The sequence below is a fragment of the Streptomyces achromogenes genome (genome assembly GCF_030816715.1).
In the GTDB taxonomy this organism is placed as follows: domain Bacteria; phylum Actinomycetota; class Actinomycetes; order Streptomycetales; family Streptomycetaceae; genus Streptomyces; species Streptomyces achromogenes_A.
Genome location: NZ_JAUSYH010000001.1, coordinates 5788029 through 5813261, shown reverse-complemented (window position 1 = coordinate 5813261; position 25233 = coordinate 5788029). Strand labels below are relative to the sequence as shown.

Annotated in this window: 21 protein-coding genes; 11 read left to right on the top strand and 10 right to left on the bottom strand. The window is 71.0% G+C overall.

Annotated elements, in window-relative coordinates:
• Nucleotides 1-17: 17 nt before the first annotated feature.
• Nucleotides 18-611 carry a TetR/AcrR family transcriptional regulator gene (locus QF032_RS26275; RefSeq protein WP_306949345.1) on the top strand — a complete coding sequence of 198 codons (594 nt, stop codon included), beginning with the start codon at nucleotides 18-20 and terminating at the stop codon, nucleotides 609-611.
• Between the two features lie 236 nt (nucleotides 612-847).
• Here the strand turns inward: QF032_RS26275 and QF032_RS26270 are convergent, their stop codons facing one another.
• Both QF032_RS26270 and QF032_RS26265 read right to left on the bottom strand, forming a co-directional pair.
• Complete coding sequence (locus QF032_RS26270; protein ID WP_307057712.1) at nucleotides 848-1960, bottom strand: family 2 encapsulin nanocompartment cargo protein polyprenyl transferase; 1113 nt, start codon at nucleotides 1958-1960, stop codon at nucleotides 848-850.
• Nucleotides 1957-3363: a family 2B encapsulin nanocompartment shell protein gene (locus QF032_RS26265; RefSeq protein ID WP_307045811.1), complete on the bottom strand. Its 1407-nt coding sequence runs from the start codon at nucleotides 3361-3363 to the stop codon at nucleotides 1957-1959. The genes QF032_RS26270 and QF032_RS26265 overlap by 4 nt, the downstream gene beginning before the upstream one ends.
• A 156-nt stretch (nucleotides 3364-3519) precedes the next feature.
• On the opposite strand from QF032_RS26265, the gene QF032_RS26260 reads away from it, so the two are divergent.
• The gene (locus QF032_RS26260) at nucleotides 3520-4431 is read left to right on the top strand and encodes a 1-aminocyclopropane-1-carboxylate deaminase/D-cysteine desulfhydrase (protein ID WP_373430381.1); all 912 of its coding nucleotides are present in this window, start codon (nucleotides 3520-3522) and stop codon (nucleotides 4429-4431) included.
• Between the two features lie 55 nt (nucleotides 4432-4486).
• Here the strand turns inward: QF032_RS26260 and QF032_RS26255 are convergent, their stop codons facing one another.
• Complete coding sequence (locus tag QF032_RS26255) at nucleotides 4487-6085, bottom strand: Na+/H+ antiporter (RefSeq protein ID WP_307057710.1); 1599 nt, start codon at nucleotides 6083-6085, stop codon at nucleotides 4487-4489.
• Nucleotides 6086-6143: 58 nt separating this feature from the next.
• Between QF032_RS26255 and QF032_RS26250 the strand changes: the two genes are divergently transcribed.
• From QF032_RS26250 to QF032_RS26240, 3 genes are all read left to right on the top strand, one after another.
• The gene (locus tag QF032_RS26250; protein WP_057584245.1) at nucleotides 6144-6404 is read left to right on the top strand and encodes a UBP-type zinc finger domain-containing protein; all 261 of its coding nucleotides are present in this window, start codon (nucleotides 6144-6146) and stop codon (nucleotides 6402-6404) included.
• A gap of 334 nt (nucleotides 6405-6738) precedes the next feature.
• Nucleotides 6739-7152 carry an anti-sigma regulatory factor gene (locus QF032_RS26245; protein ID WP_004925829.1) on the top strand — a complete coding sequence of 138 codons (414 nt, stop codon included), beginning with the start codon at nucleotides 6739-6741 and terminating at the stop codon, nucleotides 7150-7152.
• Complete coding sequence (locus QF032_RS26240; RefSeq protein ID WP_307045805.1) at nucleotides 7149-8258, top strand: RNA polymerase sigma factor SigF; 1110 nt, start codon at nucleotides 7149-7151, stop codon at nucleotides 8256-8258. Before QF032_RS26245 ends, QF032_RS26240 begins: the two co-directional genes overlap by 4 nt.
• 30 nt (nucleotides 8259-8288) lie before the next feature.
• Here QF032_RS26240 and QF032_RS26235 read toward each other — a convergent pair whose 3' ends face one another.
• Complete coding sequence (locus tag QF032_RS26235) at nucleotides 8289-8744, bottom strand: hypothetical protein (protein WP_307057708.1); 456 nt, start codon at nucleotides 8742-8744, stop codon at nucleotides 8289-8291.
• A 126-nt stretch (nucleotides 8745-8870) separates the two neighbouring features.
• Between QF032_RS26235 and QF032_RS26230 the strand changes: the two genes are divergently transcribed.
• Both QF032_RS26230 and QF032_RS26225 read left to right on the top strand, forming a co-directional pair.
• A complete protein-coding gene (locus tag QF032_RS26230; RefSeq protein WP_306949352.1) occupies nucleotides 8871-9839 on the top strand; it encodes a diacylglycerol/lipid kinase family protein in 969 nt (322 codons plus the stop codon).
• Between the two features lie 319 nt (nucleotides 9840-10158).
• Nucleotides 10159-10416, top strand: a complete 258-nt coding sequence (locus QF032_RS26225; protein WP_006380970.1) for a WhiB family transcriptional regulator — start codon at nucleotides 10159-10161, stop codon at nucleotides 10414-10416.
• 240 nt (nucleotides 10417-10656) lie between these two features.
• Here QF032_RS26225 and QF032_RS26220 read toward each other — a convergent pair whose 3' ends face one another.
• Nucleotides 10657-12123: a PAS domain-containing sensor histidine kinase gene (locus tag QF032_RS26220; RefSeq protein ID WP_307060377.1), complete on the bottom strand. Its 1467-nt coding sequence runs from the start codon at nucleotides 12121-12123 to the stop codon at nucleotides 10657-10659.
• Nucleotides 12124-12646: 523 nt separating this feature from the next.
• On the opposite strand from QF032_RS26220, the gene nagB reads away from it, so the two are divergent.
• The gene (nagB, locus tag QF032_RS26215) at nucleotides 12647-13432 is read left to right on the top strand and encodes a glucosamine-6-phosphate deaminase (protein ID WP_307045801.1); all 786 of its coding nucleotides are present in this window, start codon (nucleotides 12647-12649) and stop codon (nucleotides 13430-13432) included.
• Nucleotides 13433-13556: 124 nt separating this feature from the next.
• Here nagB and QF032_RS26210 read toward each other — a convergent pair whose 3' ends face one another.
• The 4 genes from QF032_RS26210 to QF032_RS26195 form a co-directional block, all read right to left on the bottom strand.
• Nucleotides 13557-15056 carry a glycoside hydrolase family 3 protein gene (locus QF032_RS26210; RefSeq protein WP_307057706.1) on the bottom strand — a complete coding sequence of 500 codons (1500 nt, stop codon included), beginning with the start codon at nucleotides 15054-15056 and terminating at the stop codon, nucleotides 13557-13559.
• Nucleotides 15057-15063: 7 nt separating this feature from the next.
• Complete coding sequence (locus tag QF032_RS26205; protein ID WP_307057704.1) at nucleotides 15064-15912, bottom strand: carbohydrate ABC transporter permease; 849 nt, start codon at nucleotides 15910-15912, stop codon at nucleotides 15064-15066.
• Nucleotides 15909-16892, bottom strand: a complete 984-nt coding sequence (locus tag QF032_RS26200; RefSeq protein WP_306949356.1) for a carbohydrate ABC transporter permease — start codon at nucleotides 16890-16892, stop codon at nucleotides 15909-15911. Before QF032_RS26200 ends, QF032_RS26205 begins: the two co-directional genes overlap by 4 nt.
• A gap of 73 nt (nucleotides 16893-16965) precedes the next feature.
• Nucleotides 16966-18246 carry an extracellular solute-binding protein gene (locus tag QF032_RS26195; RefSeq protein ID WP_307057702.1) on the bottom strand — a complete coding sequence of 427 codons (1281 nt, stop codon included), beginning with the start codon at nucleotides 18244-18246 and terminating at the stop codon, nucleotides 16966-16968.
• A gap of 349 nt (nucleotides 18247-18595) precedes the next feature.
• Between QF032_RS26195 and QF032_RS26190 the strand changes: the two genes are divergently transcribed.
• The 3 genes from QF032_RS26190 to mctP all read left to right on the top strand — a co-directional run bounded on the left by QF032_RS26190 (nucleotide 18596) and on the right by mctP (nucleotide 21360).
• Entirely contained in the window at nucleotides 18596-19360 is a 765-nt protein-coding gene (locus QF032_RS26190; RefSeq protein ID WP_307057700.1) for a GntR family transcriptional regulator, read from the top strand.
• A gap of 99 nt (nucleotides 19361-19459) precedes the next feature.
• Nucleotides 19460-19735, top strand: a complete 276-nt coding sequence (locus QF032_RS26185; protein ID WP_057584266.1) for a DUF3311 domain-containing protein — start codon at nucleotides 19460-19462, stop codon at nucleotides 19733-19735.
• Nucleotides 19732-21360 (top strand): monocarboxylate uptake permease MctP, encoded by a 1629-nt coding sequence (gene mctP, locus QF032_RS26180; RefSeq protein ID WP_306949359.1) that lies wholly within the window; start codon nucleotides 19732-19734, stop codon nucleotides 21358-21360. Before QF032_RS26185 ends, mctP begins: the two co-directional genes overlap by 4 nt.
• Nucleotides 21361-21517: 157 nt before the next feature.
• Here mctP and QF032_RS26175 read toward each other — a convergent pair whose 3' ends face one another.
• A complete protein-coding gene (locus tag QF032_RS26175) occupies nucleotides 21518-25102 on the bottom strand; it encodes an ATP-binding protein (RefSeq protein WP_307045795.1) in 3585 nt (1194 codons plus the stop codon).
• Nucleotides 25103-25233 lie beyond the last annotated feature (131 nt).

Sequence of the window (25233 nt, the reverse complement as noted above, 5' to 3'; positions counted from 1 at the left end):
GAGAGAGAGGGTTCCGCATGGCCGGAAATCCGGAGCGCCGGGCGGCTCTGGTCGACGCCGGGGTCGAGGTGCTCGCCCGCGAGGGGGCGAGGGGACTGACCTTCCGTGCGGTGGACTCGGCGGCGGGCGTGCCGACGGGCACCGCCTCCAACTACTTCACCGGGCGGGACGACCTGCTCCGGCAGATCGACGCCCGGCTGCACGTCAGGCTGGCGCCCGACCCCGAGGTGTTCGGCGGGCTGATGGCACAGCCGCGCGACCGCTCGCTGGTCGCCGCGTTCATGCACGACCTGATGGCCCGCGCGACCCGTGACCGGACGGGCTACCTCGCCCTGCTGGAGATGCGCCTCGAAGCGACCCGGCGTCCTGAACTGCGGTCCTCCTTCACCACGTCGGTGCGCGGCGACCTCCAGGAGGGGCTGGACTTCCACCGTGCGTCCGGTTTGCCCGGCGGCGACGAGACCGTGGTGGTGCTCTACCTCGCGATGCTCGGCCTGCTCCTGGAACACCTCACCCTGCCGGCCGTCCTGGAGGGCGTCCTGCCCGGGGTTTCGGTGCCGGAGGGGTTGATCGACCACATCGTCGCGACGGTGGTCCCCGAGCGGCCCTGACGCCCCCGGAGCGCCCGTTCCCGGCAACGCCGACGACCCGCCGCACCGCCGGGGACCCCCCGGCCGGCGGCGGCGGACGCGACGCCGGACGCACCGACGCCGGACACGCCGGTGCACGGGTACGACGGTCTTCGCGACGTCCCGCACTCCGCACACCGGCGCCCCGGACCCCGTACCCCGGGCCACCCAGCCCGGTCCCCCGCCCCCGCCCCCGCGGAACTTCCCCTTTCGCCTGGCTAGGCGTTGCGCCGGGTCACGAACTCGGCCAGGGACAGCAGACCGCCCGCCGACTCCGGGTCCGGGACGGCCCGGGTCAGTTCGTGCAGCGCACGGGACATGCGGTCGGCCGCCTGCTCCTGCGCCCACGCGCGTCCGCCGGCCCGTTCGACGGCGAGCGTCGTGCGGTCCAGGTCGGCCGGGCGATAGGGCGCCGCGTACAGCTCCGCGAGCTCTGCGGCCGCCGGGGTGCCGGAGGTGAGCGCGGCGACCACCGGCAGGGACTTCTTGCGGGCGGCGAGGTCGGCGCCGGCCGGCTTGCCGGTCTGCCGCGGGTCCCCCCAGATGCCGATGACGTCGTCGATGAGCTGGAAGGCGAGTCCGGCCTCCCGGCCGAACGCGTCCAGCGCGTCGACGTCCGCCTCCGTCGCGCCCGCGTACAGCGCGCCCACCGCGCAGGCGCAGCCGAGCAGCGCGCCCGTCTTGGCCTCGGCCATGGCGAGCACCTCCTCGAGGGTGATCTCGGTGGGGCCGCGTCTCTCCATGGCCGTGTCCGCCTGCTGGCCGGCGCACAGCTCGACCACACAGGCCGCGACCCGGGCGGCGGCCGCCGCGGACGCGGGGTGCGGGTCCGCGGCGAGCATCCCGAGGGCGAGGGCCTGCAGGGCGTCACCGGCGAGGATCGCGTCGGCGTCTCCGAACACGGTCCAGGCGGTGGGACGGTGGCGGCGGGTGGTGTCCCGGTCCATCACGTCGTCGTGCAACAGCGTGAAGTTGTGGACCAGTTCGACCGCGGCGGCCGCCCGGACGGCCACCGCGCGGGCCGCCGGGCCGCCGAGCGCGGCGGCGGCGGCGAGCACGAGGGCCGGGCGGATCGCCTTGCCCGCGTTGCCCGCCGCCGGGGTGCCGTCCGCGTGCTCCCAGCCGAAGTGGTGAAGCGCGACCCTGCGCAGGGAGCCGGGCAACGAGTCGATCGCCGACCGCAGTTCCGGATCGACCGCGGCCCGGGACCCTTCCAGGACGGCCGCCGCCTCGTGCCCGCCGGCCGGTCCCGCACCGCCGTCGTCCCGGCTTCCGGCGGGCTCCCGCCCGTCTCGCGCCCCGCTGGGATTTCGCCTGACGGCGGAGGTCACCGCCAGCGGCCGATCTCGACGTTCTCCAGGACGCCCAGCGCGTCCGGCACCAGGACGGCGGCCGAGTAGTAGGCCGTGACCAGGTACTTGATGATGGCCTGTTCGTTGATGCCCATGAACCGCACGGACAGGCTCGGCTCGATCTCGTCCGGCAGGCCCGACTGGCGCAGCCCGATGACGCCCTGGTCCTGCTCACCCAGGCGCATCGCGATGATCGAGCTGGTGCGGGCCTCGGTGACCGGGATCTTGTTGCACGGGTAGATCGGCACCCCGCGCCAGGTCGGGATCCGGTTGCCGCCGACGTCGATCGTCTCGGGGACGAGTCCGCGCTTGTTGAGCTCGCGGCCGATCGCGGAGATCGCGCGCGGGTGGGCGAGCAGCATCTTGGTGCCGCGCCGCCTGCTCAGCAGTTCGTCCAGGTCGTCGGGGCTGGGCACGCCGTCGTGCGGCTGGAGCCGCTGGTCGTACTCGCAGTTGTGGAGCAGCCCGAACTCCCGGTTGTTGACGAGCTCGTGCTCCTGCCGCTCCTTGAGCGCCTCGACCGTCAGCCGCAACTGCTGCTCGGTCTGGTTCATCGGCTGGTTGTACAGATCGGCCACCCGCGAGTGGATGCGCAGGACGGTCTGCGCGATGCTCAGTTCGTACTCGCGGGGCCTCGCGTCGTAGTCCACGAAGGTGTGCGGGATGTCCTGCTCGCCGGCATGGCCGGCGGCGAGGTCGACCACCTTCTCGCCGTACTTGTTGGTGCGCTGTTCGGGGATCGCGCGCAGCCGCCGCAGGTGCTCGCCCAGCGACTCGGCGCGCTCGGCGACCTGCTCGACGTCCTGCCGGGAAAGGACCAGCACCGTGCAGGCGGTGTCGGCGCGGGCCGTGTACTCCCAGATGGCGTCCGCGTCGAGCAGCGCCTGATCGCCGAAGTACGCGCCGTCGGCGAGCACCCCGAGCACCTGGTCGTCGCCGTAGGGGCCGGTGCCGACCTTCTCCACGCGGCCGTGCGCCAGCAGGTAGGCCTCCTCGCTCCCGCTGCCGAAGGAGGCGATCACCTCGCCGGGGGCGAACTCCCGCTGCCGGCAGCGCTGGGCGAGTTCCGCGAGCACCTCCTCGTCCTCGTAGGAGCGCAGTGCGGGCAGTTCGCCCAGCTCCGCCGGGATGACCTCGACGCGGTCGCCGGTCTTGACGAACGTGATGCGGCCGTCGCCCACCGCGTACGTCAGACGCCGGTTCACCCGGTACGTCCCGCCCTGCACATCCACCCAGGGCAGATTCCGCAGCAGCCAGCGGGAGCTGATCTCCTGCATCTGCGGCGCGGACTTGGTCGTGGTGGCCAGGTTCCGCGCGGCCGCGGTGCCGAGACTCTGCTGCGGCTTGCCCGACTCCGTGCGGACCTCTTCGCCTACCGACATGAGAAATGCCCTCCCGATTCATGCACGGACGCCGAACTGCGCCGGTGCACTTCGTTCATGCGGCCAGCCTTCCATCACGGAGTGTGGTCGTGCTATTACCCGAAAGAGCGGGAATGGATCATCGTGGGCCTGGGAAGAAGCACGTTTCCCCGAACGATGTTCGACAATGAGCGGGTGACCGACCTGCGCCCGCGCCTTCCCTCCCCCCTCCAGGAGGTGACCGACGACCGGTTCGCCCGGCACGGCGTACGGCTGCTGCTCAAGCGGGACGACCTGATCCATCCCGAGCTGATCGGCAACAAGTGGCGCAAGCTCGCGCCCAACCTGGAGCAGGCGGCCGGCCGGACGCTCCTGACCTTCGGCGGGGCCTACTCCAACCATCTGCGGGCCACGGCCGCCGCCGGCCGCCTGCTGGGGATGCCCACGGTCGGCGTGGTGCGCGGCGACGAGCTGGCGGGCCGGCCGCTGAACCCCTCGCTGGCCCGGTGCGCGGCGGACGGCATGCGGCTGCGTTTCGTGGACCGCGCCACGTACCGCCGCAAGACCGAGCCGGACACCCTCGCGGCCGTCCTGCGGGCGGCCGGCGCCGAGGACGCCTACGTCGTTCCCGAGGGCGGCAGCAACGCGGCGGCGGTCCGCGGCTGCCGGGCGCTCGGTGAGGAACTGCGGGGCCGCGCCGACGTCGTGGCCCTCGCGTGCGGCACCGGCGGCACGCTCGCGGGCCTGGCCGCGGGCCTCGCCCCCGGTCACGGTCTGCGGGCGCTGGGCATACCGGTCCTCAAGGGCGGCTTCCTGGGCGAGGAGATAGGGGCCCTGCAGGAGGAGGCGTTCGGGGGGCGGCGCGGCGACTGGAGCCTCGACGAGCGCTTCCACTTCGGCGGATACGCCCGGGTCACCCCCGAACTGGAGGCGTTCGCGGCGGATTTCGAGCGCCGCCACGGTCTGCCCGTCGAACGTCTCTATGTCGCCAAGTCGCTCTACGCCCTGGTCGTGCTGGCCGAGGAGGGGGCCTTCGCGCCCGGGACGCGGCTCGCGGCCGTCGTGACGGGCTCCCCGTTCACCGCGTGAGAGCCGGGCGGCTCGCCCGTCCGGACCTGGCCGCCGCCCTTCCCGCGCGGGCCGTTCAGGTCGCCTCCCGGAAGGCCGCCGCCTCCTCCAGGTCGAGCCGGCGCAGCAGCGTGCGCAGCATCTCGTCGTCGATGTGGCGGGCGTCGCGCAACCGGACGAACACCTCGCGCTCGGCGCTGATCATCTCCCGCGACAGACGCCGGTAGGTGTCGTCGACGGTCTCCCCGGTGACCGGGTTGACCTGCCCGAGGCGCTCCCAGACGGCGTTGCGGCGGCGCTCCAGGACGCTGCGCAGCCGGTCGGCGAGAGGTGGCGGCAGGACGTTGCGTTCGTCGGCCAGGAGAGCGTCCAGCTGCTCCTCGGCGACCCGTGAGGCCTGTGCCTGCGCGTTGGCCTCGGCGAGCGTCGCGGCCTGCGGGTCGGCCTCGGGGAACTTCAGCAGACGGATCAGCGGAGGCAGCGTCAGGCCCTGCACCACCAGTGTGCCGATGACGGTCGTGAAGGTGAGGAAGAGGATCAGGTTGCGGTGCGGGAAGGGCTTGTCGCCGTCCTCCACGGTGAGCGGGATGGAGAAGGCGATGGCGAGCGACACCACGCCCCGCATGCCGGCCCAGGCGATGACGACCGGGCCGCGCCAGGTCGGGTCGTCCTCCCGCGCGCGGATGCGCGCCGACGCCATCCGCGGGAGGAAGGTCGCCGGGTACACCCACAGGAAGCGCGCCGCCACGACCACGAGGAAGAGGGCGACGGCGTACCAGGCGGCGTCCATGCCCTCGTAGTCGCCGAGGCCGCGCAGCACCACCGGGAGCTGGAGTCCGATCAGGGCGAAGACGGCCGACTCCAGGACGAAGGCGACCATCTTCCACACCGCCTCCTCCTGGAGGCGGGTCGCGAAGTCGACCTCCCACGCGCGGTGGCCCAGGTACAGCGCCACGACGACCACGGCGAGCACCCCGGAGGCGTGGAACTGCTCGGCGGCCGCATAGGCGACGAACGGGATCAGCAGGGAGAGCGTGTTCTGCAGGAGGGGTTCCTTGAGGTGGGTGCGCAGCCAGTGCAGGGGGGCCATCAGGATCAGCCCGGCGGCGACCCCGCCGACCGCCGCCACCAGGAACTCCTCGATGCCGCCGCCCCATGAGGCGCCCTCGCCGACCACGACCGCGAGGGCCACCTTGTAGGCGGTGATCGCGGTGGCGTCGTTGAGCAGCGACTCGCCCTGCAGGATGGTGGTGATCTTCGACGGCAGGCCGACCCGACGGGCCACCGCGGTGGCCGCGACCGCGTCCGGCGGCGCCACCACCGCGCCGAGCACGAGCGCCGCCGTCAGCGGCAGCCCGGGGACGATGAGGTAGGCGGCCCAGCCGACGGCGAACGTCGCGAAGAGCACGTACCCGACCGACAGCAGCGCCACCGGCCGCAGCTGGGCGCGCAGGTCCAGGTAGGAGCTGTCGGTGGCCGAGGTGTAGAGCAGCGGCGGCAGCAGGAGCGGCAGGACGACGTCCGGGTCCAGGGTGTAGTCGGGGACCCCGGGCAGGTACGACACGGCCAGGCCCACCGCCACCAGCAGCAGCGGCGCCGGCGCCGGGGTGCGCCGGGCCGCCGCCGCGATCGCCGCACTGCCGGCCACCAGCAACAGCAGTGGCATCACGTCCATGTCTCGCCGCTTTCCTTTTTCGCGCGGGCGTCCGCACACCCGTCGTAATCTGGCAATCATGAAACAGTGCACGCACGCCGACGCGCTGCCCGACCCCGAACCCGTCCCGCTCGGCGAGACGTGTCCCGAGTGTCTGCGGGACGGCACCCACCCGGTACAACTGCGGCTGTGCATGACGTGCGGCCACGTCGGCTGCTGCGACTCCTCGCCGAGCCGGCACGCCACGGCGCACCACAAGGAGTCCGGCCACCCGGTGATGCGGACGTTCGAGCCGGGCGAGAACTGGCGCTGGTGCTTCGTCGACCACGTCCTCGTCTGACCCCCTCGGCGGGCCGGTCGGCGGCCGGTCCGTCGCCGGGCGAACTTCCGGGGCGGTGTGCGCGTTGAACCCATGAGACGTCCCCGCCGCCGGGCGGGTACGGTTCGACCGTCCGACGCCTGGGTACGTCAACCCGGCGCGCCTTCTTCCCCATTGGCTCCGCACACCCCTAGACACGGAGCGTGTTCACAGCTTTACTGTGAGTGACGCCAGGGGTTGGGGTCCCGGGGACAGGAATCGTGAGAGCGCGATAGCGTCACCGCTGCACCACACACGCGTTACCCCGGGGGGCGACCCTCGGCCCCGAAAAGCTTGTACCACCTTGGAGGTGAGGGTGTCCCAGATCGCAGGCGAGCCCGCGACCCAGGACTTCGTGGAAGTCCGGCTGCCGGCTGCGGGTGCCTACCTGTCGGTGCTGCGGACGGCCACGGCCGGCCTCGCGGCCCGTTTGGACTTCACCCTGGACGAGATCGAGGACCTGCGCATCGCGGTGGACGAGGCCTGCGCGATCCTGCTCCAGCAGGCCGTGCCCGGCTCGGTGCTGAGTTGCGTCTTCCGTCTCGTCGACGACTCGCTCGAAGTCACCGTCTCGGCGCCGACCACGGACGGCCACGCCCCCTCGCGGGACACCTTCGCCTGGACCGTCCTGTCCGCCCTCGCGGGCAAGGTGTCCTCCGCCGTCGACGAGGACAAGACCGTGTCGATCAGCCTCTACAAACAGCGCGGCGCGGGACCCGGGCCGGCGTGAGGAACGGGGACGGGCCGGTGCGGGACGAAGAGCGCGGCACACAGGAGCTGCCGGCCGGGAGCGCCGACGTGCCAGTCTCTCCGGACGGTTCCCGACACCTGGCGGACAACATCGACGGCATTCCCGAGCAGGCCCGGCCGCATCCGGAGGACGACTCGTCCTCCGTGCAGGCGAGCAGGGCGGACGGTGCCGTGCAGGGCTCGCCCCGGGAGGGGCGGATCGGGGGCTCGCCCCCGGGCCGAGCGCAGGCGAGGGCTCGACAGAGGGCGACGGGCGGGACAATGAGCGAGCACGAGCGAGACGGCGAGCAGAGCGTGCCGGGCACACAGCACACACCCTCGCCCACGTCGGCGACGGACCGCAGCGGGGCGCGGGCGATGTTCGTCGAGCTGCGGCAGCTGGACGACGGCAGCGCCGAGTACGCGGAGATGCGCAACCGGCTGGTCCGCATGCATCTGCCGCTGGTCGAGCACCTCGCGCGCCGCTTCCGCAACCGCGGCGAGCCGCTGGACGACCTCACCCAGGTCGCCACCATCGGCCTGATCAAGTCGGTCGACCGTTTCGACCCGGAGCGCGGCGTGGAGTTCTCCACGTACGCGACCCCGACGGTCGTCGGCGAGATCAAGCGGCACTTCCGCGACAAGGGCTGGGCGGTACGCGTACCGCGCAGACTCCAGGAGCTGCGCCTCGCGCTGACCACCGCGACGGCCGAGCTGTCGCAGCAGCACGGCCGCTCCCCCACGGTGCACGAGCTCGCCGAGAAGCTGGCGATCTCGGAGGAGGAGGTCCTGGAGGGCCTGGAGTCCGCGAACGCGTACTCCACCCTGTCGCTGGACGTCCCCGACACCGACGACGAGTCCCCCGCGGTCGCGGACACCCTCGGCGCGGAGGACGAGGCGCTGGAGGGCGTCGAGTACCGGGAGTCGCTCAAGCCGCTCCTGGAGGACCTGCCGCCCCGGGAGAAGCGGATCCTGCTGCTGCGGTTCTTCGGCAACATGACGCAGTCGCAGATCGCCCAGGAGGTGGGCATCTCGCAGATGCACGTCTCCCGGCTGCTGGCGCGCACCCTGGCCCAGCTGCGGGAGAAGCTGCTCGTCGAGGAGTAGCGGTCGCCCCGCGGCCGCTCCGCTCCGGCTCTACTCCGGTGTGCGGCCGGGCCCCCGGATCCCGAGGGCCCGGGTCGTCTCCCCGTTGACCAGCAGCACGAGCGAGGCGATCGCGGCGGTCGCGAGCGCGATGCCCGCCGGGATGGCCATGCTGTCGGCCTGCAGCAGGTTGTAGGCCACCGGCAGCGCCATGATCTGCGTGATGACGGCGGGTCCCCGGCTCCAGCCGCGCAGGCCCCACAGTCCGCGCGCGGCGAGCAGCGGCAGCAGCGCGAGCACGATCAGCGTGACCCCGCCGGTGACGGCCTGCTGACGGTCGTCCGGGTCCGCGGAGATCCCGAGGACGAGCATCCAGACCCCGCCGACCACCAGCGCCAGCCCTTCGAGGGCCGCGAGCGCGGCGGCGTACGTCAGCCGGCGCGGGCGGAGGTCTGCGGTCACCGGGGCTGCGCTCTCCGGGGCTGCGGGGGTCTGCTCACTGCTCACCCCTGAAGGGTAGCCCGCACGGTCGCCGCGCCCGGGTCCGCCCGTGTCGAGGCTCACCTCGCGATCTCTTACCCGATCCCCACCTCGGCCTGTGCCCGGTACCACCCAGTAGGTACGCTGCAACTCATGCGTGCACTTCTCGTGGTCAATCCGGCGGCAACCACCACCAGTGCACGGACGCGCGACGTCCTCATCCACGCGCTCGCCAGCGAGGTGAAGCTCGAGGCGGTCACCACCGAATACCGCGGACACGCGCGTGACCTCGGCCGGCAGGCCGCCGAGAGCGGCAACGTCGACCTGGTGGTGGCCCTCGGCGGGGACGGCACGGTCAACGAGGTCGTGAACGGTCTGCTGCACGCCGGCCCGGATCCGGAGAACCTGCCCCGTCTCGCGGTGGTCCCCGGCGGCTCCACCAACGTCTTCGCCCGGGCCCTGGATCTGCCCAACCATCCCGTGGAGGCCACCGGCGCCCTGCTGGACGCGCTGCGTGAGGGCCGCGAACGCACGGTCGGTCTGGGCCTGGCGGCCGGTACGCCCGGCACCGAGGACGAGGCGGTGCCGTCGCGCTGGTTCACCTTCAACGCCGGGCTCGGCTTCGACGCCGGAGTGGTGGGGCGGGTGGAGCAGCAGCGTGAACGCGGCAGGAAATCCACGCACGCTCTTTACATCCGTCAGGCCGTCCGCCAGTTGTTGGGCGAATCACAGCGCCGGCACGGTTCGATCACCCTGGAGCGGCCGGACGCCGAACCCGTGACGGATTTGGTGCTCTCCATAGTCTGCAACACGGCTCCGTGGACCTATCTGGGTAATCGCCCGGTGTACGCGTCACCTAAGGCCTCGTTCGATACCGGGCTCGACGTACTCGGTCTCAGCCGTCTGTCCACGGCCTCGGTTGCCCGATATGGCACCCAGTTGCTCACTTCGTCCCCCGAGCGGGGACCCCAGGGAAAGCATGCCGTCTCACTGCACGACCTGGACCAGTTCACCTTGCATTCGAAGGTCCCGCTGCCCCTCCAGATGGACGGTGACCACCTGGGGCTGCGAACCAGCGTGACGTTCACAGGCGTACGCCGTGCACTGCGTGTGATTGTGTGAGCAGAAAGGGCTGAAGTCCTTTCACTCGAACGTTTAGGCCAGGATCCACCCCATGGAAGTACGGCTGTGACCTAGTCGACACCGAGGAATCAAAAAAAACTTTCCGGTAGGGGTTGTATCCGCCGCTGAGGTTTGCGAGTCTCTACGTGGCGATCGGGACAGCCCGCAACACCGGCATCCACTGATCACCGGAACCCCTCTTCACACACAGGACCAACGCCAGTGCATCTGGCTGGTGGCCCTTCACTTGTTGAGGGATTCGTGAAAGCGTTCACATTCACAAGCAACCTGCATGTAATACCAAGGAGAGGTAGCAGCCATGGACTGGCGTCACAACGCCGTTTGCCGCGAGGAAGACCCCGAGCTCTTCTTCCCCATCGGCAACACCGGTCCTGCGCTGCTGCAGATCGAGGAAGCCAAGGCCGTCTGTCGTCGCTGCCCGGTTATGGAGCAGTGTCTGCAGTGGGCGCTCGAGTCCGGCCAGGACTCCGGCGTCTGGGGTGGTCTCAGCGAGGACGAGCGCCGTGCCATGAAGCGTCGCGCCGCCCGCAACCGGGCCCGCCAGGCAACCGCCTGACAACACCCGCCCCGCAAGCCTGAGCTTGGCGGCGCGTACAGCGAGTACGCATCTCCCGCCCCCGAGCCGCAGCGCGCAGTACCCCCGATGCGCAGCACACGCTGGCAACGAGCATTCGAGCCCCGGACCCCTGAACGGTCCGGGGCTTCGTGCTGTGCGCGATCCGTCGCCGGGCGCCGCCCTGCGCGTCGAGGGGTGCCGCCCTGCGCGGCTCCCGCTCGGCTCACCTGTGTGCTCGGCTCACTTGTGCGCGCGCACCGGGATGTCGAGGATCACCTGTGTCCCGCGGTCGGGGGCCGGAACCATGTCGAAGCTCCCGCCCAACTCCCCCTCCACCAGCGTCCGCACGATCTGCAGGCCCAGGTTGCCCGAGGTGTGCGGGTCGAAACCGGCGGGCAGGCCGACGCCGTCGTCCTGGACGGTGACGAGGAGACGGACCTCCTTGGTGGTGCCGCCGCGCACGGCCGAGACCTCGACCGTGCCGGTGTCGCCCTCGCGGAAGCCGTGCTCCAGGGCGTTCTGCAGGATCTCGGTGAGGACCATGGAGAGCGGGGTGGCGACCTCGGCGTCCAGGATGCCGAAGCGTCCGGTGCGCCGGCCGGCCACCTTGCCCGGGGAGATCTCGGCGACCATCGCCAGCACACGGTCGGCGATCTCGTCGAACTCCACCCGCTCGTCCAGGTTCTGGGACAGCGTCTCATGGACGATGGCGATGGAGCCGACCCGGCGGACCGCCTCCTCCAGGGCCTCCCGGCCGCGCTCCGACTCGATGCGCCGGGCCTGCAGGCGCAACAGGGCCGCCACCGTCTGGAGGTTGTTCTTCACCCGGTGGTGGATCTCCCGGATGGTCGCGTCCTTGGTGATCAACTCGCGCTCACGGCGGCGCAGTTCGGTCACGTCACGCAGCAGCACCAGCGCGCCGATGCGGGTGCCTTTCGGCTTGAGCGGGATGGCCCGGAACTGGATGACCCCGTCGTTGGCCTCGATCTCGAACTCGCGCGGCGCCCAGCCGCTGGCGACCTTGGCGAGGGCCTCGTCCACCGGGCCCCGGGTCGGGGCGAGTTCGGCGGTGGTCAGGCCGAGGTGCTGTCCGACCAGGTCGGAGGCGAGCCCCATCCGGTGGTACGCGGAGAGCGCGTTCGGGGAGGCGTACTGGACGAGGCCGTCGCCGTCGACCCGGATCAGACCGTCGCCGACGCGCGGGGCCGCGTCCATGTCCATCTGCTGGTCGGGGAACGGGAAGGAGCCGGCCGCGATCATCTGCGCGAGGTCGGAGGCGCTCTGCAGGTAGGTCAGCTCCAGCCGGCTCGGGGTGCGCACGGTGAGCAGGTTGGTGTTGCGGGCGATGACGCCGAGGACGCGGCCCTCCCGCCGCACGGGGATCGACTCGACCCGGACGGGGACCTCTTCGCGCCACTCCGGGTCGCCCTCGCGCACGATCCGGCCCTCGTCCAGGGCGGCGTCCAGCAGCGGGCGGCGGCCGCGCGGGACGAGGTGGCCGACCATGTCGTCCTGGTAGGAGGTGGGGCCGGTGTTGGGGCGCATCTGGGCGACGGAGACGTAACGCGCGCCGTCACGGGTGGGCACCCACAGGACCAGGTCCGCGAAGGAGAGGTCGGAGAGCAGCTGCCACTCCGAGACCAGCAGGTGGAGCCACTCGAGGTCGGAGTCGTCGAGTGCGGTGTGCTGGCGTACGAGTTCGTTCATGGAGGGCACGCCTGTGAGCGTACCCGGGCAGCCGGAGTGTCCGAAAAAACACCCGCGGGCCGCGGCGCCTGGGAGGGACCCTCAACCCTCCCGGCACCGCAGCCCGGAGCAATATCGGCCGCGGGGTGTGCGGTCCCGTCGGCCGAAGGTGAGGACCTGGGCAGTCAGGGCAGAGAGCTCCGGGTCCTCGGTCCGCCTTCCTGTGCGGGGAAGGCGGAGGTTCTGTGTCATGCCCCCTGCCATTGTGGACTAGACCACTAAGGGTGTCCATGCGTGGGAGCTTGTTCGTCGTCGTAGGTGTTCGGATGCTCTGACATCCATCACGCAGCCTAGCCTGTGCGGCTTCCCGTGCGGGGCGGATGTGCGAGGCAATTTCCCCGGCCCGCCCCGGATCCGGCCCGCCCATCCCGCTCCGCACCCAAAGACGGGGGCTCCCGATTCTGCTAGATTGAACCCCTGGATTGGTCTAAACCACATAGCCCTTCCGGGCCCTCGGAGCCCCCTCTCAGAACGGCAGGCCAGCGTGGAAGTTGTCATCGTCGCGGACGCCCGGTCGGGCGGCGAGCTCATCGCCGAGGCCATGGCCCAGCTCCTTCGGCGCAAGCCGGACGCGCTGCTCGGGGTGGCCACCGGTTCCACCCCGCTGCCCGTCTACGAGGCGCTGGCCGCCCGGGTGCGTGCCGGCACGGTGGACACCGCGCGCGCCCGGATCGCCCAGCTCGACGAGTACGTGGGCCTGCCCGCCGAGCACCCCGAGTCCTACCGCTCGGTCCTGCGGCGCGAGGTCCTCGAGCCGCTGGGCGTGAAGATGGAGGCGTTCCTCGGTCCGGACGGCACGGCCGACGACGTGCAGGCCGCCTGCGAGGCCTACGACCGGGCGCTGGCGGCGGCCGGCGGCGTGGACCTCCAGCTGCTCGGGATCGGCACCGACGGGCACATCGGGTTCAACGAGCCGTGCTCGTCGCTGCGCTCACGGACCCGGATCAAGACGCTGACCGAGCAGACCCGGGTGGACAACGCCAGGTTCTTCGACGGAGACGTCGAGCAGGTCCCGCACCACGTCATCACCCAGGGCATCGGGACGATCCTGGAGGCCCGGCACGTGGTGCTGCTCGCCACCGGGGAGGGCAAGGCGGACGCGGTCGCCGCCTCCGTCGAGGGGCCGGTCGCCGCCGTGTGCCCGGCCTCCGCGCTGCAACTGCACCCGCACGCCACGGTCGTCGTCGACGAGGCCGCCGCGTCCAAACTGAAGCTCGCGGAGTACTTCCGCCACACCTATGCCCACAAGCCGCGGTGGCAGGGGATCTGAGGCGGCGCGCCCGCTCCACCGCGCACCGCGACCGCCGCTCCACCACGACCGCCGCGACGAGGAAGGCGCCGGGTTCCCGACCAGGGACCCGGCGCCTTCCTCGTCGTCGTGCCCGGTCACGGCACTAGCCTCCCGCGACGACCTCCGCCGCCGCGCGGGCGCAGACCCGGGCGGCGCCGTGGGTGGCGATGTGCAGGGCGCCCCGGGGCGGGGCCTGGGGGACGCCCATCTCGACGACCACCGTGTCCGGGCGGGCCGCGAGGAGGGTGTCGAGGGCGGTCGCCATCCAGGGGTGCCGGTGCTCGTCGCGGACCACGGCGACGATCCGCCGCTCCCCCGCCGCGACCAGCGCGGCGTGCCCCGCGTCCGGGCCGGCGAAGCTGCCGGTCTCCGTTCCCGGCAGCAGCCGGATCAGCTCGGCGGCCATCCCCCACGGGGTCTCGTCGCCGACGGCGATGTTGGCGACCGGGGTGAGGGCGGCGACGTACGGCGGATCGGTGAGGGGCGAGAAGACCTCGTCGCCGGTCAGCCGCAGGGCGCGGCGGGCGGCGATCAGGCCGACGTCGGCGCGCACGGCCGCGCCGTCCGGCTGCCCGGTACCGGCCGGGGCTCCCGTCGCCGTCCAGCGGGCGAGGGCCCGTACCCGTCGTGCCGCGTCGGCGAGGCGTTCCTCGGGGAGTTCGCCCGTGCGGACGGCGGTGACCAGGGCGTCGCGCAGCCGGCACACCGTCTCGTCGTCGGCGAGGCCGCCGCCCACGCAGATGGCGTCGGCGCCCGCGGCGATCGCGAGGACGCTGCCGCGCTCGATGCCGTAGGTCGCGGCGACGGCCTGCATCTCCATTCCGTCGGTGACGACCAGGCCGTCGTAGCCGAGTTCGTCGCGCAGGAGCGCGGTGAGGACGCGGGGGGACAACGTTGCCGGATGCGCCGGGTCGAGGGCCGGGACCAGGATGTGCGCGCTCATCACGGCGCGGGTGCCGGCGGCGATGGCCGCACGGAACGGGGTCAGCTCGCGTTCGGACAGGACCGCCGGGCCGGCGTCGATGCGCGGGAGCGCGTGGTGGGAGTCGACGGCCGTGTCGCCGTGGCCCGGGAAGTGCTTGGTGCAGGCCGCGACGCCGGCCGACTGCAGGCCGGTGACGTAGGCGGCGGTGTGGCGGGCGACCAGGGCGGGGTCGGCGCCGAAGGAGCGCACGCCGATGACCGGGTTCGCGGCGTTGGAGTTGACGTCGGCGGAGGGCGCCCAGTTGAGGTTGACCCCGCAGGCGGCGAGGCGGCGGCCCAGCTCGGCGGCGACCTCCAGGGTGAGCGAGACGTCGTCCACCGCGCCGAGCGCGTGGTTGCCGGGGAAGCTGGAGCCGGTGCGCACCTCGAGGCGGGTGACGTCCCCGCCCTCCTCGTCGATCGCGACCAGGACGTCGTCCCGTTCTGCGCGCAGGCGGGCGGTCAGAGCGGCGAGTTGTCCGGGCGAGGCGATGTTCCTGCCGAACAGGCCGACCGATGCCAGCCCTTCGCCGAGCCGGCGCAGCAGCCAGTCGGGGGCGGTGGTGCCGGGGAAGCCGGGCTGCAGGACCGTCAGGGCGTCGCGGGTGAGTGTGTCGGTGCCGCTGGCGAGTGTCGTCATCGGGGCGTCATCCCTTCACGGCGCCCGCGGTCAGCCCCGCGGCCATCTTGCGCTGGACGAGGAGGAAGAGGGCGACGATCGGCAGCGCCATCATGGTGGCGCCGGCCATCATCGGGGCGTACTCGGTGCCGTGCTTGGTGGAGAAGTTGCTGAGCCACACGGTCGCCGTCTGGTTGTTCTGGCTGAGCAGCATCAGGGCGTACAGGTACTCGTTCCAGGCCTGGATGAAGCCGTAGACCGAGGTGGCGACCATGCCGGGGGCCAGCAGCGGGAAGACGACGCGGACGAAGGCGCCGGTGCGGGTGCAGCCGTCGACCATCGCCGCCTCCTCCAGCTCCTTGGGGATGTTGACGATGAAGCCGCGCAGGGTCCACACCGTGAACGGGAGGATGAAGGTCAGGTACGTGATGATCAGGCCGGAGAGCTTGTCGTACTGGTCCAGGTCGTTCAGCAGCAGGAAGACCGGGATGATCATGGCAACGAGCGGGACCATCTGCACCGCAAGGATGCCGACGATGACGATCTTGCGGCCGCGGAAGGCGAACCGGGAGATGGCGAGCGCGGCCAGCATGCCCACGACGACGCCGATCGCGACGACCGCCAGGGAGACGAGCAGGCTGCGGCCCACCGGCCCCCAGAAGTCGGCGATGTGCAGCGCGCGGCTGAAGTTGTCGAGGGTCAGGTGCGTCGGCAGCAGGCTGGGGTCCGGGTCGATCGCGTCCTTCGCCGGCTTGAACGCCGTGGTGAGCATCCAGTAGACGGGGAAGCCGGCGACGGCGAAGACCAGCAGGCCGAGGAGGTTCCAGCCGAGCCGTGACGTCCGGCGCGGCGCGGCGAGGGTGCGCACGCTGGTCATTCCACCTCTCCGATCTTCAGCATCTGGCGCATGTAGACGGCGACCACCCCGAGCAGCAGCAGTACGGTGATCAGCGCGATGGCCGAGCCCTGGCCGTAGTCGTTGACGACGAAGGCGCGGTCGTAGGAGTACGTCGTCAGGAGCTGGAACTCGGCCTCGGGGTGGCCGTTGCGCATGACGAAGACCTGGGGGAAGACACCCATGTCCCAGATGACCGACAGGGTCGTGAGCATCACGACGATCGGCTTGAGGACGGGCAGGGTGACGTACCGGAAGACGCCCCAGGCGCCGGCGCCGTCGAGGCGGGCGGCCTCCTCCAGCTCGGCGGGCACCTGGGTGAGGCCGGCGCTGAGGGTGATCACCACGAAGGGCACCGCGCCCCAGATCACCAGCAGCATGATCACCGCGAGGCCCTGCGGTCCGCTCGCGAACCAGTTGTGGCCGATCAGTTCGACGCCGGGCAGTCTGCTGAGGACGGCGTTGAGGATGCCGTAGTCGGAGTCGAACAGCCACTTGAAGACGGTGGTGGCGACGATGACCGGCATGCCCCAACTCGCCACGAGCGCGATGTTGACGAGGGTCTTCACCCAGCCGGAGACCCGCTGGAGAAGCAGCGCGATCATCATGCCGAGGACCATCGTGAGGGTCACGCAGCCGGCCGCGAAGACAATCGTGCGCAGGACGACCTGCCAGAACTCGCCGTCGCCCAGCACGCCGGCGAAGTTGTCGAACCCGACCGACTCGGCGGGCTGGAAGCCCCACAGCTGGGACTGCCCGAACTTCTGGAAGGAGAGGGTGACGAGCCGGACCAGCGGATAGCCCATCACCAGGGCGAGCACCAGCAGGCAGGGTGCGAGGAGCAGCCAGGGGGTTCCGGCGGACGCGCGTTTCGTCCGCGGTCCGCCCGGCGGCGCGGGTGGTGGCGGTGACGGCCGCCGCGGCGGCGCCTTGGCAGGGGTGGTCGTGTCTGCGGCACTCATCCGCGCGCTCCTCAGCGGTCCTTCGGGTCGTACGGGAGGCAGGGCCCGGTGGGCCACGGGCCCTGCCCTCAGGTCACTTGGTGTTGATGACCTTGTCGATCGCGGCGTCCGCGTCCTTCGCGGCGGCCTCGACCGTCTTCTTGCCGGTGCCGATGCTCTGGAGCATGGTCTGGAGCACCTGGGCCTTCTCGACCTGGCCCCAGCCGGGGGCCATCGGGACGAACCAGTTGGACTCGGCCGCGGTGGCCGGGACCGCCGTCGCCGGGTCGTTCTTGAGGGTGGCGAGGTCGGTCTTGTTGTTGGGCAGGTTGCCCTTGGCGATCAGGCCCTTCTGTCCGGCGGGACCGGTGAAGGCGTTGATCCACTCGGCGGCGAGGCCCTGCGCGTCGGACTTCACCGGGACGGCGAGGTCGGAACCGCCGAGGAAGACGGGGAGGTTCTTGCCGGACGGGCCGGGCATCACGAAGTTCTCGACGTTGCCGGCGAGCTTGCCGGTCTTGTCGTTCTCCTTGGCGGCGGCGGTCGCGCCCTCCCAGGCGGGGGCGAAGATCATGCCGGACTTGCCCTGGCCGTAGACGATGTAGCGGTCGGACTCGTCCTTGGTCTTGTCGCCGTGCATGTACGAGTCGAGGACCTTCTTGAACTCGTTGAGGCCCTTGAGGGACTCCGGCGAGGACAGGGCGGCCTTCCACCGGCCGCCGTCCTCCTTGGCGATGGAGCCGCCGGCGTCGTAGACGAAGGACATGGCCGCGTACCAGTCACGGCTGGGCTGGAACCAGGCGGAGAACTTGTCGCCCTCCTTCTTCTGCACCTTGTCGAGGGCCGCGGTGAGCTCCGCGTACGTCTTCGGGGTGGACGTCACCCCGGCGGCGGCGAAGACGTCCTTGCGCCAGTTGGCGACGCGGCCGCCGGCGTAGTACGGCACGCCGTAGGTCTTGCCGTCGTAGGTCACCGAGGCCTTGAGGCCGTCGAGCCAGGCGGAGGAGTTGTCGAACGTGCCCGCGTCGAGGGGGGCGAAGGCGCCCTTGACCATGTAGCCGAGCATCTCGGTGTTGCCCATCTCGACGACGTCGGGGGCCTTGTCGGTGGCGAGGACGGCGTCCAGCTTGGCGTTCTTGTCCGGCCAGCCGTAGTACTCGTGGTTGATCTTGACGCCGGGGTGCGCCTTCTGCACCGCCGCGTCGGCGGCCTTCACCAGCTGGGGCCAGTTGTTCTGCGCGTCGACGGTGAGCCAGACGGTCAGCTCCTTGGCGTCGGTGCCCTTCGAGTCCCCACTCCCGCTGTCGTCCCCGCACGCCGCGATGGAGACCATCATGCCCGCGATACCGATCGCGGCTATCAGCTTGCGCTTCACGCCATCCTCCTCAGGGATGCCACACCCCCCGCCCACGGGCCGGGACCTCGATCTCTGGACCAATGGTGTAGACCAGTGCGCAGAGCTTGGCTCAGGCCACTGAGCCTGTCAAGGGTGGCCGAATACCCTCCGACCAGCCGTTATGGGACCTACATATGCAGGAACCTTTAAGTAAGAAGCCCTCGAAAACCTCGGCACCGGAGGGCGTCGCCCTGGTAGACCATTTGACCTGGTGGACTAGACCAGCAAAGGTTGCGACGGTATACAGAGGGGATCACGGAACGGCGGGGCGGCAGCGCCCGCGGCCGTGCCACGATGTGACCCGCATCCGAGGCCGGGAAGGCAGGACATGAGCACCGACGTCAGCAGTGCGGCGAACGAGGGTGGGACGACCGTCCGTACCGCGCGCGTGCCCAAGTACTACCGGCTGAAGAAGCACCTGCTCGACATGACGCAGACCCAGTCGCCGGGCACCCCGGTCCCGCCGGAGCGCACGCTGGCGGCCGAGTTCGACACCTCCCGCACGACCGTCCGCCAGGCGCTGCAGGAACTCGTCGTGGAGGGCCGGCTCGAGCGCATCCAGGGCAAGGGCACCTTCGTCGCCAAGCCGAAGGTCTCCCAGGCGCTCCAGCTCACCTCGTACACCGAGGACATGCGCGCCCAGGGCCTCGAGCCGACCTCGCAGTTGCTGGACGTCGGCTACATCACCGCGGACGACCGCCTCGCCGGGCTGCTCGACATCACGGCCGGCGGGCGGGTGCTGCGCATCGAGCGGCTGCGGATGGCCAACGGCGAGCCGATGGCCATCGAGACGACCCATCTGTCGGCTAAGCGCTTCCCGGCCCTGCGCCGGTCGCTGGCGAAGTACACCTCGCTGTACACCGCCCTCGCCGAGGTGTACGACGTCCGTCTCGCCGAGGCCGAGGAGACCATCGAGACCTCGCTGGCCACGCCGCGCGAGGCGGGCCTGCTCGGCACCGACGTGGGGCTGCCGATGCTGATGCTGTCCCGCCACTCGCTGGACCGCACGGGGCTGCCGGTGGAGTGGGTGCGGTCGGTGTACCGGGGGGACCGGTACAAGTTCGTGGCGCGGCTGAAGCGGCCCGCCGAGTAGAGGGTCTGTGGAGGGACTTCCGCTGGGCTTATCCGTCACTTACATTGCCTGCGCATTACATCTGTGATCAAGGCGATCGAGTGAGGGGCGGAGCCGCCGATGTCAGAGACCCCGGAAGTGACCAAGGGGCCGGTGGTGACGCCGTTGCGCGTCGCCATCGGCCTCTGTCTGTTCGCGCCCTTCGTGGCGATGCTGTGGGTGGGTTCGTACGCGAAGGTGGATCCGGCGTTCATCGGGATCCCGTTCTTCTACTGGTACCAGATGCTGTGGGTGCTGATCTCCACCGTGCTCACGGTCGTCGCGTACAAGCTGTGGCAGCTCGACCAGCGCGGCCGGGCGGGCTCCTCCTCCGCGAAGGGCGGTGCGTCGCGGTGAAGGACGGCGTGAACGGCGTGGCGCTCGCCGTCTTCATCTTCTTCTTCCTGGCCGTCACGGTCATGGGCTTCCTGGCCGCGCGCTGGCGCAAGGCCGAGAACGAGCACAGCCTCGACGAATGGGGCCTGGGCGGCCGGTCGTTCGGCACCTGGGTCACCTGGTTCCTGCTCGGCGGCGACCTGTACACCGCGTACACCTTCGTCGCCGTGCCCGCGGCGATCTACGCGGCGGGCGCGGCCGGCTTCTTCGCGGTGCCGTACACGATCCTCGTCTACCCGCTGATCTTCACGTTCCTGCCCCGCCTGTGGTCGGTGTCCCACAAGCACGGCTATGTCACCACCTCGGACTTCGTGCGCGGCCGGTTCGGCTCGAAGGGGCTGTCGCTGGCGGTCGCCGTGACCGGCATCCTGGCCACGATGCCGTACATCGCGCTCCAGCTGGTCGGCATCCAGGCCGTGCTCGACGTGATGGGTGTCGGCGGCGGCGAGAACACCAACTGGTTCGTGAAGGACCTGCCGCTGCTGATCGCCTTCGGCGTGCTGGCGGCCTACACCTACTCCTCGGGTCTGCGCGCCCCCGCGCTGATCGCGTTCGTGAAGGACACGCTGATCTACATCGTCATCGCGGTGGCGATCATCTACATCCCGATCAAGCTCGGCGGCTTCGACGACATCTTCGCCAAAGCGGGCGAGGCGTTCAGCCAGACCAACCCGGCGACGGGCAAGCCGCGCGGTGCACTGACCCCGGCCGAACCGGGTCAGTGGACGTACGCGACGCTCGCGCTGGGCTCGGCGCTGGCGCTGTTCATGTACCCGCACTCCATCACCGCGACGCTGTCCTCGCGCAGCCGTGACGTGATCCGCCGCAACACCACGATCCTGCCGCTGTACTCGCTGATGCTGGGCCTGCTCGCCCTGCTGGGCTTCATGGCGATCGCGGCCGGGGTCAAGGTCACCAACGGACAGCTGGCGATCCCGCAGCTGTTCGAGGACATGTTCCCGTCCTGGTTCGCGGGCGTGGCGTTCGCGGCGATCGGCATCGGCGCGCTCGTGCCCGCGGCCATCATGTCGATCGCGGCCGCGAACCTCTTCACCCGCAACATCTACAAGGACTTCATCAAGCCGGACGCGACGCCCAAGGAGGAGACCCGCGTCTCCAAGCTGGTCTCGCTGCTGGTGAAGGTCGGGGCGCTGGTCTTCGTCCTCACCATGGACAAGACGGTGGCCATCAACTTCCAGCTGCTGGGCGGCATCTGGATCCTGCAGACGTTCCCCGCACTGGTCGGCGGCCTGTTCACCCGCTGGTTCCACCGCTGGGCGCTGCTCGCCGGCTGGGCGGTCGGCATGCTCTACGGGACCTTCGCCGCGTACGGGGTCGCCTCCCCGACGCAGAAGCACTTCGGTGGCTCGGCGAAGGAGATCCCGGGCATCGGCGAGATCGGCTACATCGGCCTGACGGCTTTCGTCCTCAACGTGGTCGTCACGGTGGTCCTGACCTTCGTCCTGAAGGCCGCCAAGGCCCCCGACGGCGTCGACGAGACGAAGCCGTCGGACTACACGGCGGACGCGGGCGACCCGGGCGTGGCGGTGGAGCTGCCCCCGGCGACGGCGGGCACTGCTCACTAGGGCGTGACCGGTCTCCTGGCCAGGGAGCCCCGCATGGAGCTCCCTGGCGCAAGGAGCGGCGGACGCCTCGCATGGGCTTCTTCTGTCCGAACTCGGCGAACCACCGCTCCACCGGGTCCAGCCAGGATGAACGTGTCGGTGCGAAGTGGGGACGGAATCACTGGTCCCGCGTCCGTCTGGCCATCGCGTCCCAGAAGCGGTCGAGTTCGCCGACCCGCATGCCGACCCAGCGTGGGGTCTTTCTGCGCAGCCCCCTGGGCAGCCGGCGCCGGACGCTGCCCGGCAGCAGGGCCTGTTGCTGACGGCAGAACGGCTCGCGGATCTCTCCCCGGGGCAGACCGCCCCGAGGAGGGTAGGGGCAGAGCTGGAACTTGCAGTCGGGCAGACAGGCCGTGCCCGGTGCGGGCGGGGTGGACGTGCCGATGCGCAGTCCGGGCCGCAGCGGCTCCCGGTCCGTGCGGATGCACGGCGGCAACGACATTCCGGGCTGCTCCACACGAGCCAGGCGTTCCTCGACCTCGTCCGGGTGCCCGTCCCGTTCGATGAGGTTCAGCATCACCAGTACGTCGGCGACGAGACGTTGGGCGCGCGGGTCGAGGGTGCTCCAGCCGACCGAGGGCGGAATCCACAGGTGGTGCTTGCGGTATCCCCCGGTGTTGCCCGCGCGGGCGCCGATGTTGTCGGCGACGCCCTTCTCGTCGATCCACAGGAACCGCTCGGGCTGTCCGGTCTCCAGGGCGAGGGCGACCAGGTCGCCGGCCTCGGCGACGAACGGATGCAGGCACCGCCGGGCCGGTTCGCCGAGCTGGTCCGTGTGACCCGGTACCGCGTTCACCGTGCCCGCCATCGACAGCCAGCGCTGCACCGTCCGTACGGCGGTGGCCCCGCCGAGCGGCTGGAACGGCTGATGCCCGTCCGGGCGGCCGCCCACCGTGTCCGGGAGCTCCCACAGGCACAGTGCCTGGAGCAGGCTGAGCTGCGCGTACCAGCAGCGCGACTGCTGCAGCACCGTCTCCGCCTGGCGAATCAGGTCGCTGCGACCCTCCAGATGTGTGTGCGGGTGTCGTGGGCGCCGGTTGGCCGCGTACTTGAAGCCCTGGGCCAGCGCTGCCTCCAGGGCGAGCGGCAGATCGGGGACACCGCCGGTGAACTTCGGGTCGAGGTGACGCAGCCACTTGGTGAGGCGTTCGCCGGCCTCGTCGCGGTGGGCCTCGTCGACGGAGCCCAGGAGCATCGGGAGCATCCAGGCCCGCATCACGAACTCGCGGAAGAGGGCGACCCGTTGCCCTCGGTACTTCCGGTTCAAAGCCCTGCGGTCCTCCTGCAGCCGCTCGATGTCCTCGGCCGACGCGCCCCCCGGGGACGTGCGGGTCGCCCGCGCCCTGCCCATGCGCACGGCCCATGCCTCGTAGGCACGTCTCTTCCATCCCTTCAGATGGTCGAGCCGGTCGTTGTACTCCTTCACGGGATCGCTGTTCAGGCCGACCCGCTCGCGGATCACGGCGAACGCCGCGTTGCCGCCGGCGCCGAACTCCTGGGCGACGACCAGACGGATGGAGTAGGAGGGTTCCTGGATGCCCAGCCGGAAGAGATCCCAGTACAGCGGAGTGGTGTCGATCCGGTCGGAGACCCTGCGCAGCGCGGCTCCCAGCTGTTTGAGCACTCGGCGCTTGGCGTCCCTCAGGGTGCGCCGGTCCCCCTTGATGCCGGGCCAGTGTTCGCGCACCGCGGTGACGATCTCGCTCAGGTGTCCCGGGTCGTCCTCGGCGCTCTCGATCTCCAGGGCGGCCCCGTAGAGGTCCAGGGCCTTGGGGTCGTCGGTGCGGCGGCCGGCGGCGACGCACAGCCGGTGGGCGAGCGGGCGGCCCCGCACCGGTGTCTGCCGGACCACGTCCGCGATCTCCTTCCGGATCTCGGCCCGCACACCGTGCCCCCGGGCCGTGGCGTCCGCCGCCCGCCCACGGGACAGCAGGACGAGGGCGATGAGCAGTTCGCGGCTGGGTCCTGGCGGCTGCAGCGCCTGTTCGGCCAGATCGCCCGCTCCCCGCTCCCCGAGTTGGTTCAGCAGGCGGCAGCCGAAATAGGCCTGGATGATGCTGTGCGGGAAACGGACCCTGTGCTCGAAGCCCTCCACCAGTCTGAGTTTGCTCGCGTGGGCCGCGAAGCGGGCGAGGACGGCATGGCACTGGTCCATGTTGCCCTCCCGCAGCCGCATGCGTTCCTGGTCGCCGAGCCGCTCGCACAGCGCGTCCCAGATCTGCTGCCGATGCCAGTCGGAGAGGGTGACACCGCGCTTGCCGTACCGGTCGAAGCCGCGGCCGGCCCACAGGTGCTCGGCTCGGGTTCGCGCGCGCCGCGCCCGACCGGGGTGCAGGACGTCCGGGTCGAGCAGCTCCGCGAAGCCGACCTCCAGCTTGTCCTCGAGCAGTCCGACACAGGCCAGGGCCGAGACCACCTCGAGCGTGTCGCGGCGCTCCTTCGGGGCCAGCGCGACGTCCTCGCGCAGCTTCCCCTCACACAGCGCCTCGGCCCAGGTGTCGAGCAGCCAGAGCCGCAGGGTGGCACGGTCGCGGCCGCGGGTGTTCACATGCTGCGGATCGCCGTCGGGGCGGTCGAGCTCCAGCATTCCCCGCCGGTGGAGTTCACGGGCGATCTGCAGGTAGATCGGTGACTCGGTCACCTCCGCCGTCTCCACGATCCAGTCCACCCGGCGCTCGTCGGTCCCAGGTACGTCCGCCTCGACGAAGCGCAGCGCTGCTTCCTCGCTCAGCGGTTCCAGCACCACGATCGCGGCGGAGGTGGTCTCCAGCGGGCTGTGCGGCCGGGAGGCGATGACCAGGGGCAGCTTCTCCTCACGGGCGCGCTCGATGGCCCGGCGGATGACGTTGTCCCGGTTCTGCTGGCGGCCGTCGTCGAGAAGGGCCTCCTCAAGGCCGTCGGCGAGGACGACCGGCTTGTCGTCGGCGAGGAGTTGCTGCCACACCCGGTCGGTCTTGCCGCGCGCCAGAATGCCCTTGGGTGACTCCTGGGCGAAGCGCTGCCTGGCCAGACGCTCGAAGTTCAGGTCGGTGCCGTCCGCCGCGTCCCGCAGTCTGATCGGCACCGGTACGGCGTTCTGGCGGGCCAGGAGTTCGGTGAGCCGTACGAGGACGGCGGTCTTCCCCGCTCCGACGCCGCCGACGAGCAGATACGGCCGCCGCGTGTCGCGGTCCCGCAGCCGCTCGGCGATCACCTGGGAGATGTCCTCGCGACCCACGATCTCGCGGGTGTCGTATCCGGCGGTGGGCACCAGTCCGCGCGGATCCCGCAGCGCCTTGGTGAGATAGCGCCGTTTGGTCCAGCGGTACCACCAGAACAGGAAGAGCGCGGCGGCGATCGAGGCGGCGAGGACCGGACCGACGACCTTGAGGACGATCTCGAACCCCTCGTTGTCCTTCCGCCACTTCTCGAAGCGGGTCGTGTGCTGCGTGATGAGGATGAACAGGCCCTCCCCGATCCAGGTGAGCATCGCCAGCACGGCGACCAGCCAGATCGCCCTGGTGACATTGGCGTAGGAGGCCCATCGGCGCCATTTCCTGGGGCGGGTGGTGCCGCGGCGGGCCTCCAGACGGATCGTCAGGGCGTGCCAGCGGCCGACGAACCCGTGCCCCACCCGGTTTCCCGCTCGTCGCAGAACCAGTGTGGCCATCGGCGCGTCGCGCGGTCGCTCCTTGCCGGGCGCATGGCGGACGACCCTCGTCATAGCCTTCTCCTTGCGAACTCCCGGAGTGGTTCCCGGGGACGGAGGACTCGCGGGGCAGCGGATTCGCACGGCGCCGACGGCTACTTCCATGGAATCACTCCGGACACGCTCCGCAACCCGGGCGTCCGGCA

Excerpts from the sequence above, each read along its gene's own strand:
- QF032_RS26265 (WP_307045811.1), bottom strand. The coding sequence starts at position 3,363 with ATGTCGGTAGGCGAAGAGGTCCGCACGGAGTCGGGCAAGCCGCAGCAG.
- QF032_RS26190 (WP_307057700.1), top strand. The coding sequence starts at position 18,596 with ATGAGCACCGACGTCAGCAGTGCGGCGAACGAGGGTGGGACGACCGTC.
- QF032_RS26275 (WP_306949345.1), top strand. The coding sequence starts at position 18 with ATGGCCGGAAATCCGGAGCGCCGGGCGGCTCTGGTCGACGCCGGGGTC.
- QF032_RS26200 (WP_306949356.1), bottom strand. The coding sequence starts at position 16,892 with ATGAGTGCCGCAGACACGACCACCCCTGCCAAGGCGCCGCCGCGGCGG.
- QF032_RS26175 (WP_307045795.1), bottom strand. The coding sequence starts at position 25,102 with ATGACGAGGGTCGTCCGCCATGCGCCCGGCAAGGAGCGACCGCGCGAC.
- QF032_RS26260 (WP_373430381.1), top strand. The coding sequence starts at position 3,520 with ATGTTCGACAATGAGCGGGTGACCGACCTGCGCCCGCGCCTTCCCTCC.
- QF032_RS26185 (WP_057584266.1), top strand. The coding sequence starts at position 19,460 with ATGTCAGAGACCCCGGAAGTGACCAAGGGGCCGGTGGTGACGCCGTTG.
- QF032_RS26250 (WP_057584245.1), top strand. The coding sequence starts at position 6,144 with ATGAAACAGTGCACGCACGCCGACGCGCTGCCCGACCCCGAACCCGTC.
- QF032_RS26210 (WP_307057706.1), bottom strand. The coding sequence starts at position 15,056 with ATGACGACACTCGCCAGCGGCACCGACACACTCACCCGCGACGCCCTG.
- QF032_RS26255 (WP_307057710.1), bottom strand. The coding sequence starts at position 6,085 with ATGGACGTGATGCCACTGCTGTTGCTGGTGGCCGGCAGTGCGGCGATC.
- QF032_RS26225 (WP_006380970.1), top strand. The coding sequence starts at position 10,159 with ATGGACTGGCGTCACAACGCCGTTTGCCGCGAGGAAGACCCCGAGCTC.
- QF032_RS26220 (WP_307060377.1), bottom strand. The coding sequence starts at position 12,123 with ATGAACGAACTCGTACGCCAGCACACCGCACTCGACGACTCCGACCTC.
- QF032_RS26205 (WP_307057704.1), bottom strand. The coding sequence starts at position 15,912 with ATGACCAGCGTGCGCACCCTCGCCGCGCCGCGCCGGACGTCACGGCTC.
- QF032_RS26230 (WP_306949352.1), top strand. The coding sequence starts at position 8,871 with ATGCGTGCACTTCTCGTGGTCAATCCGGCGGCAACCACCACCAGTGCA.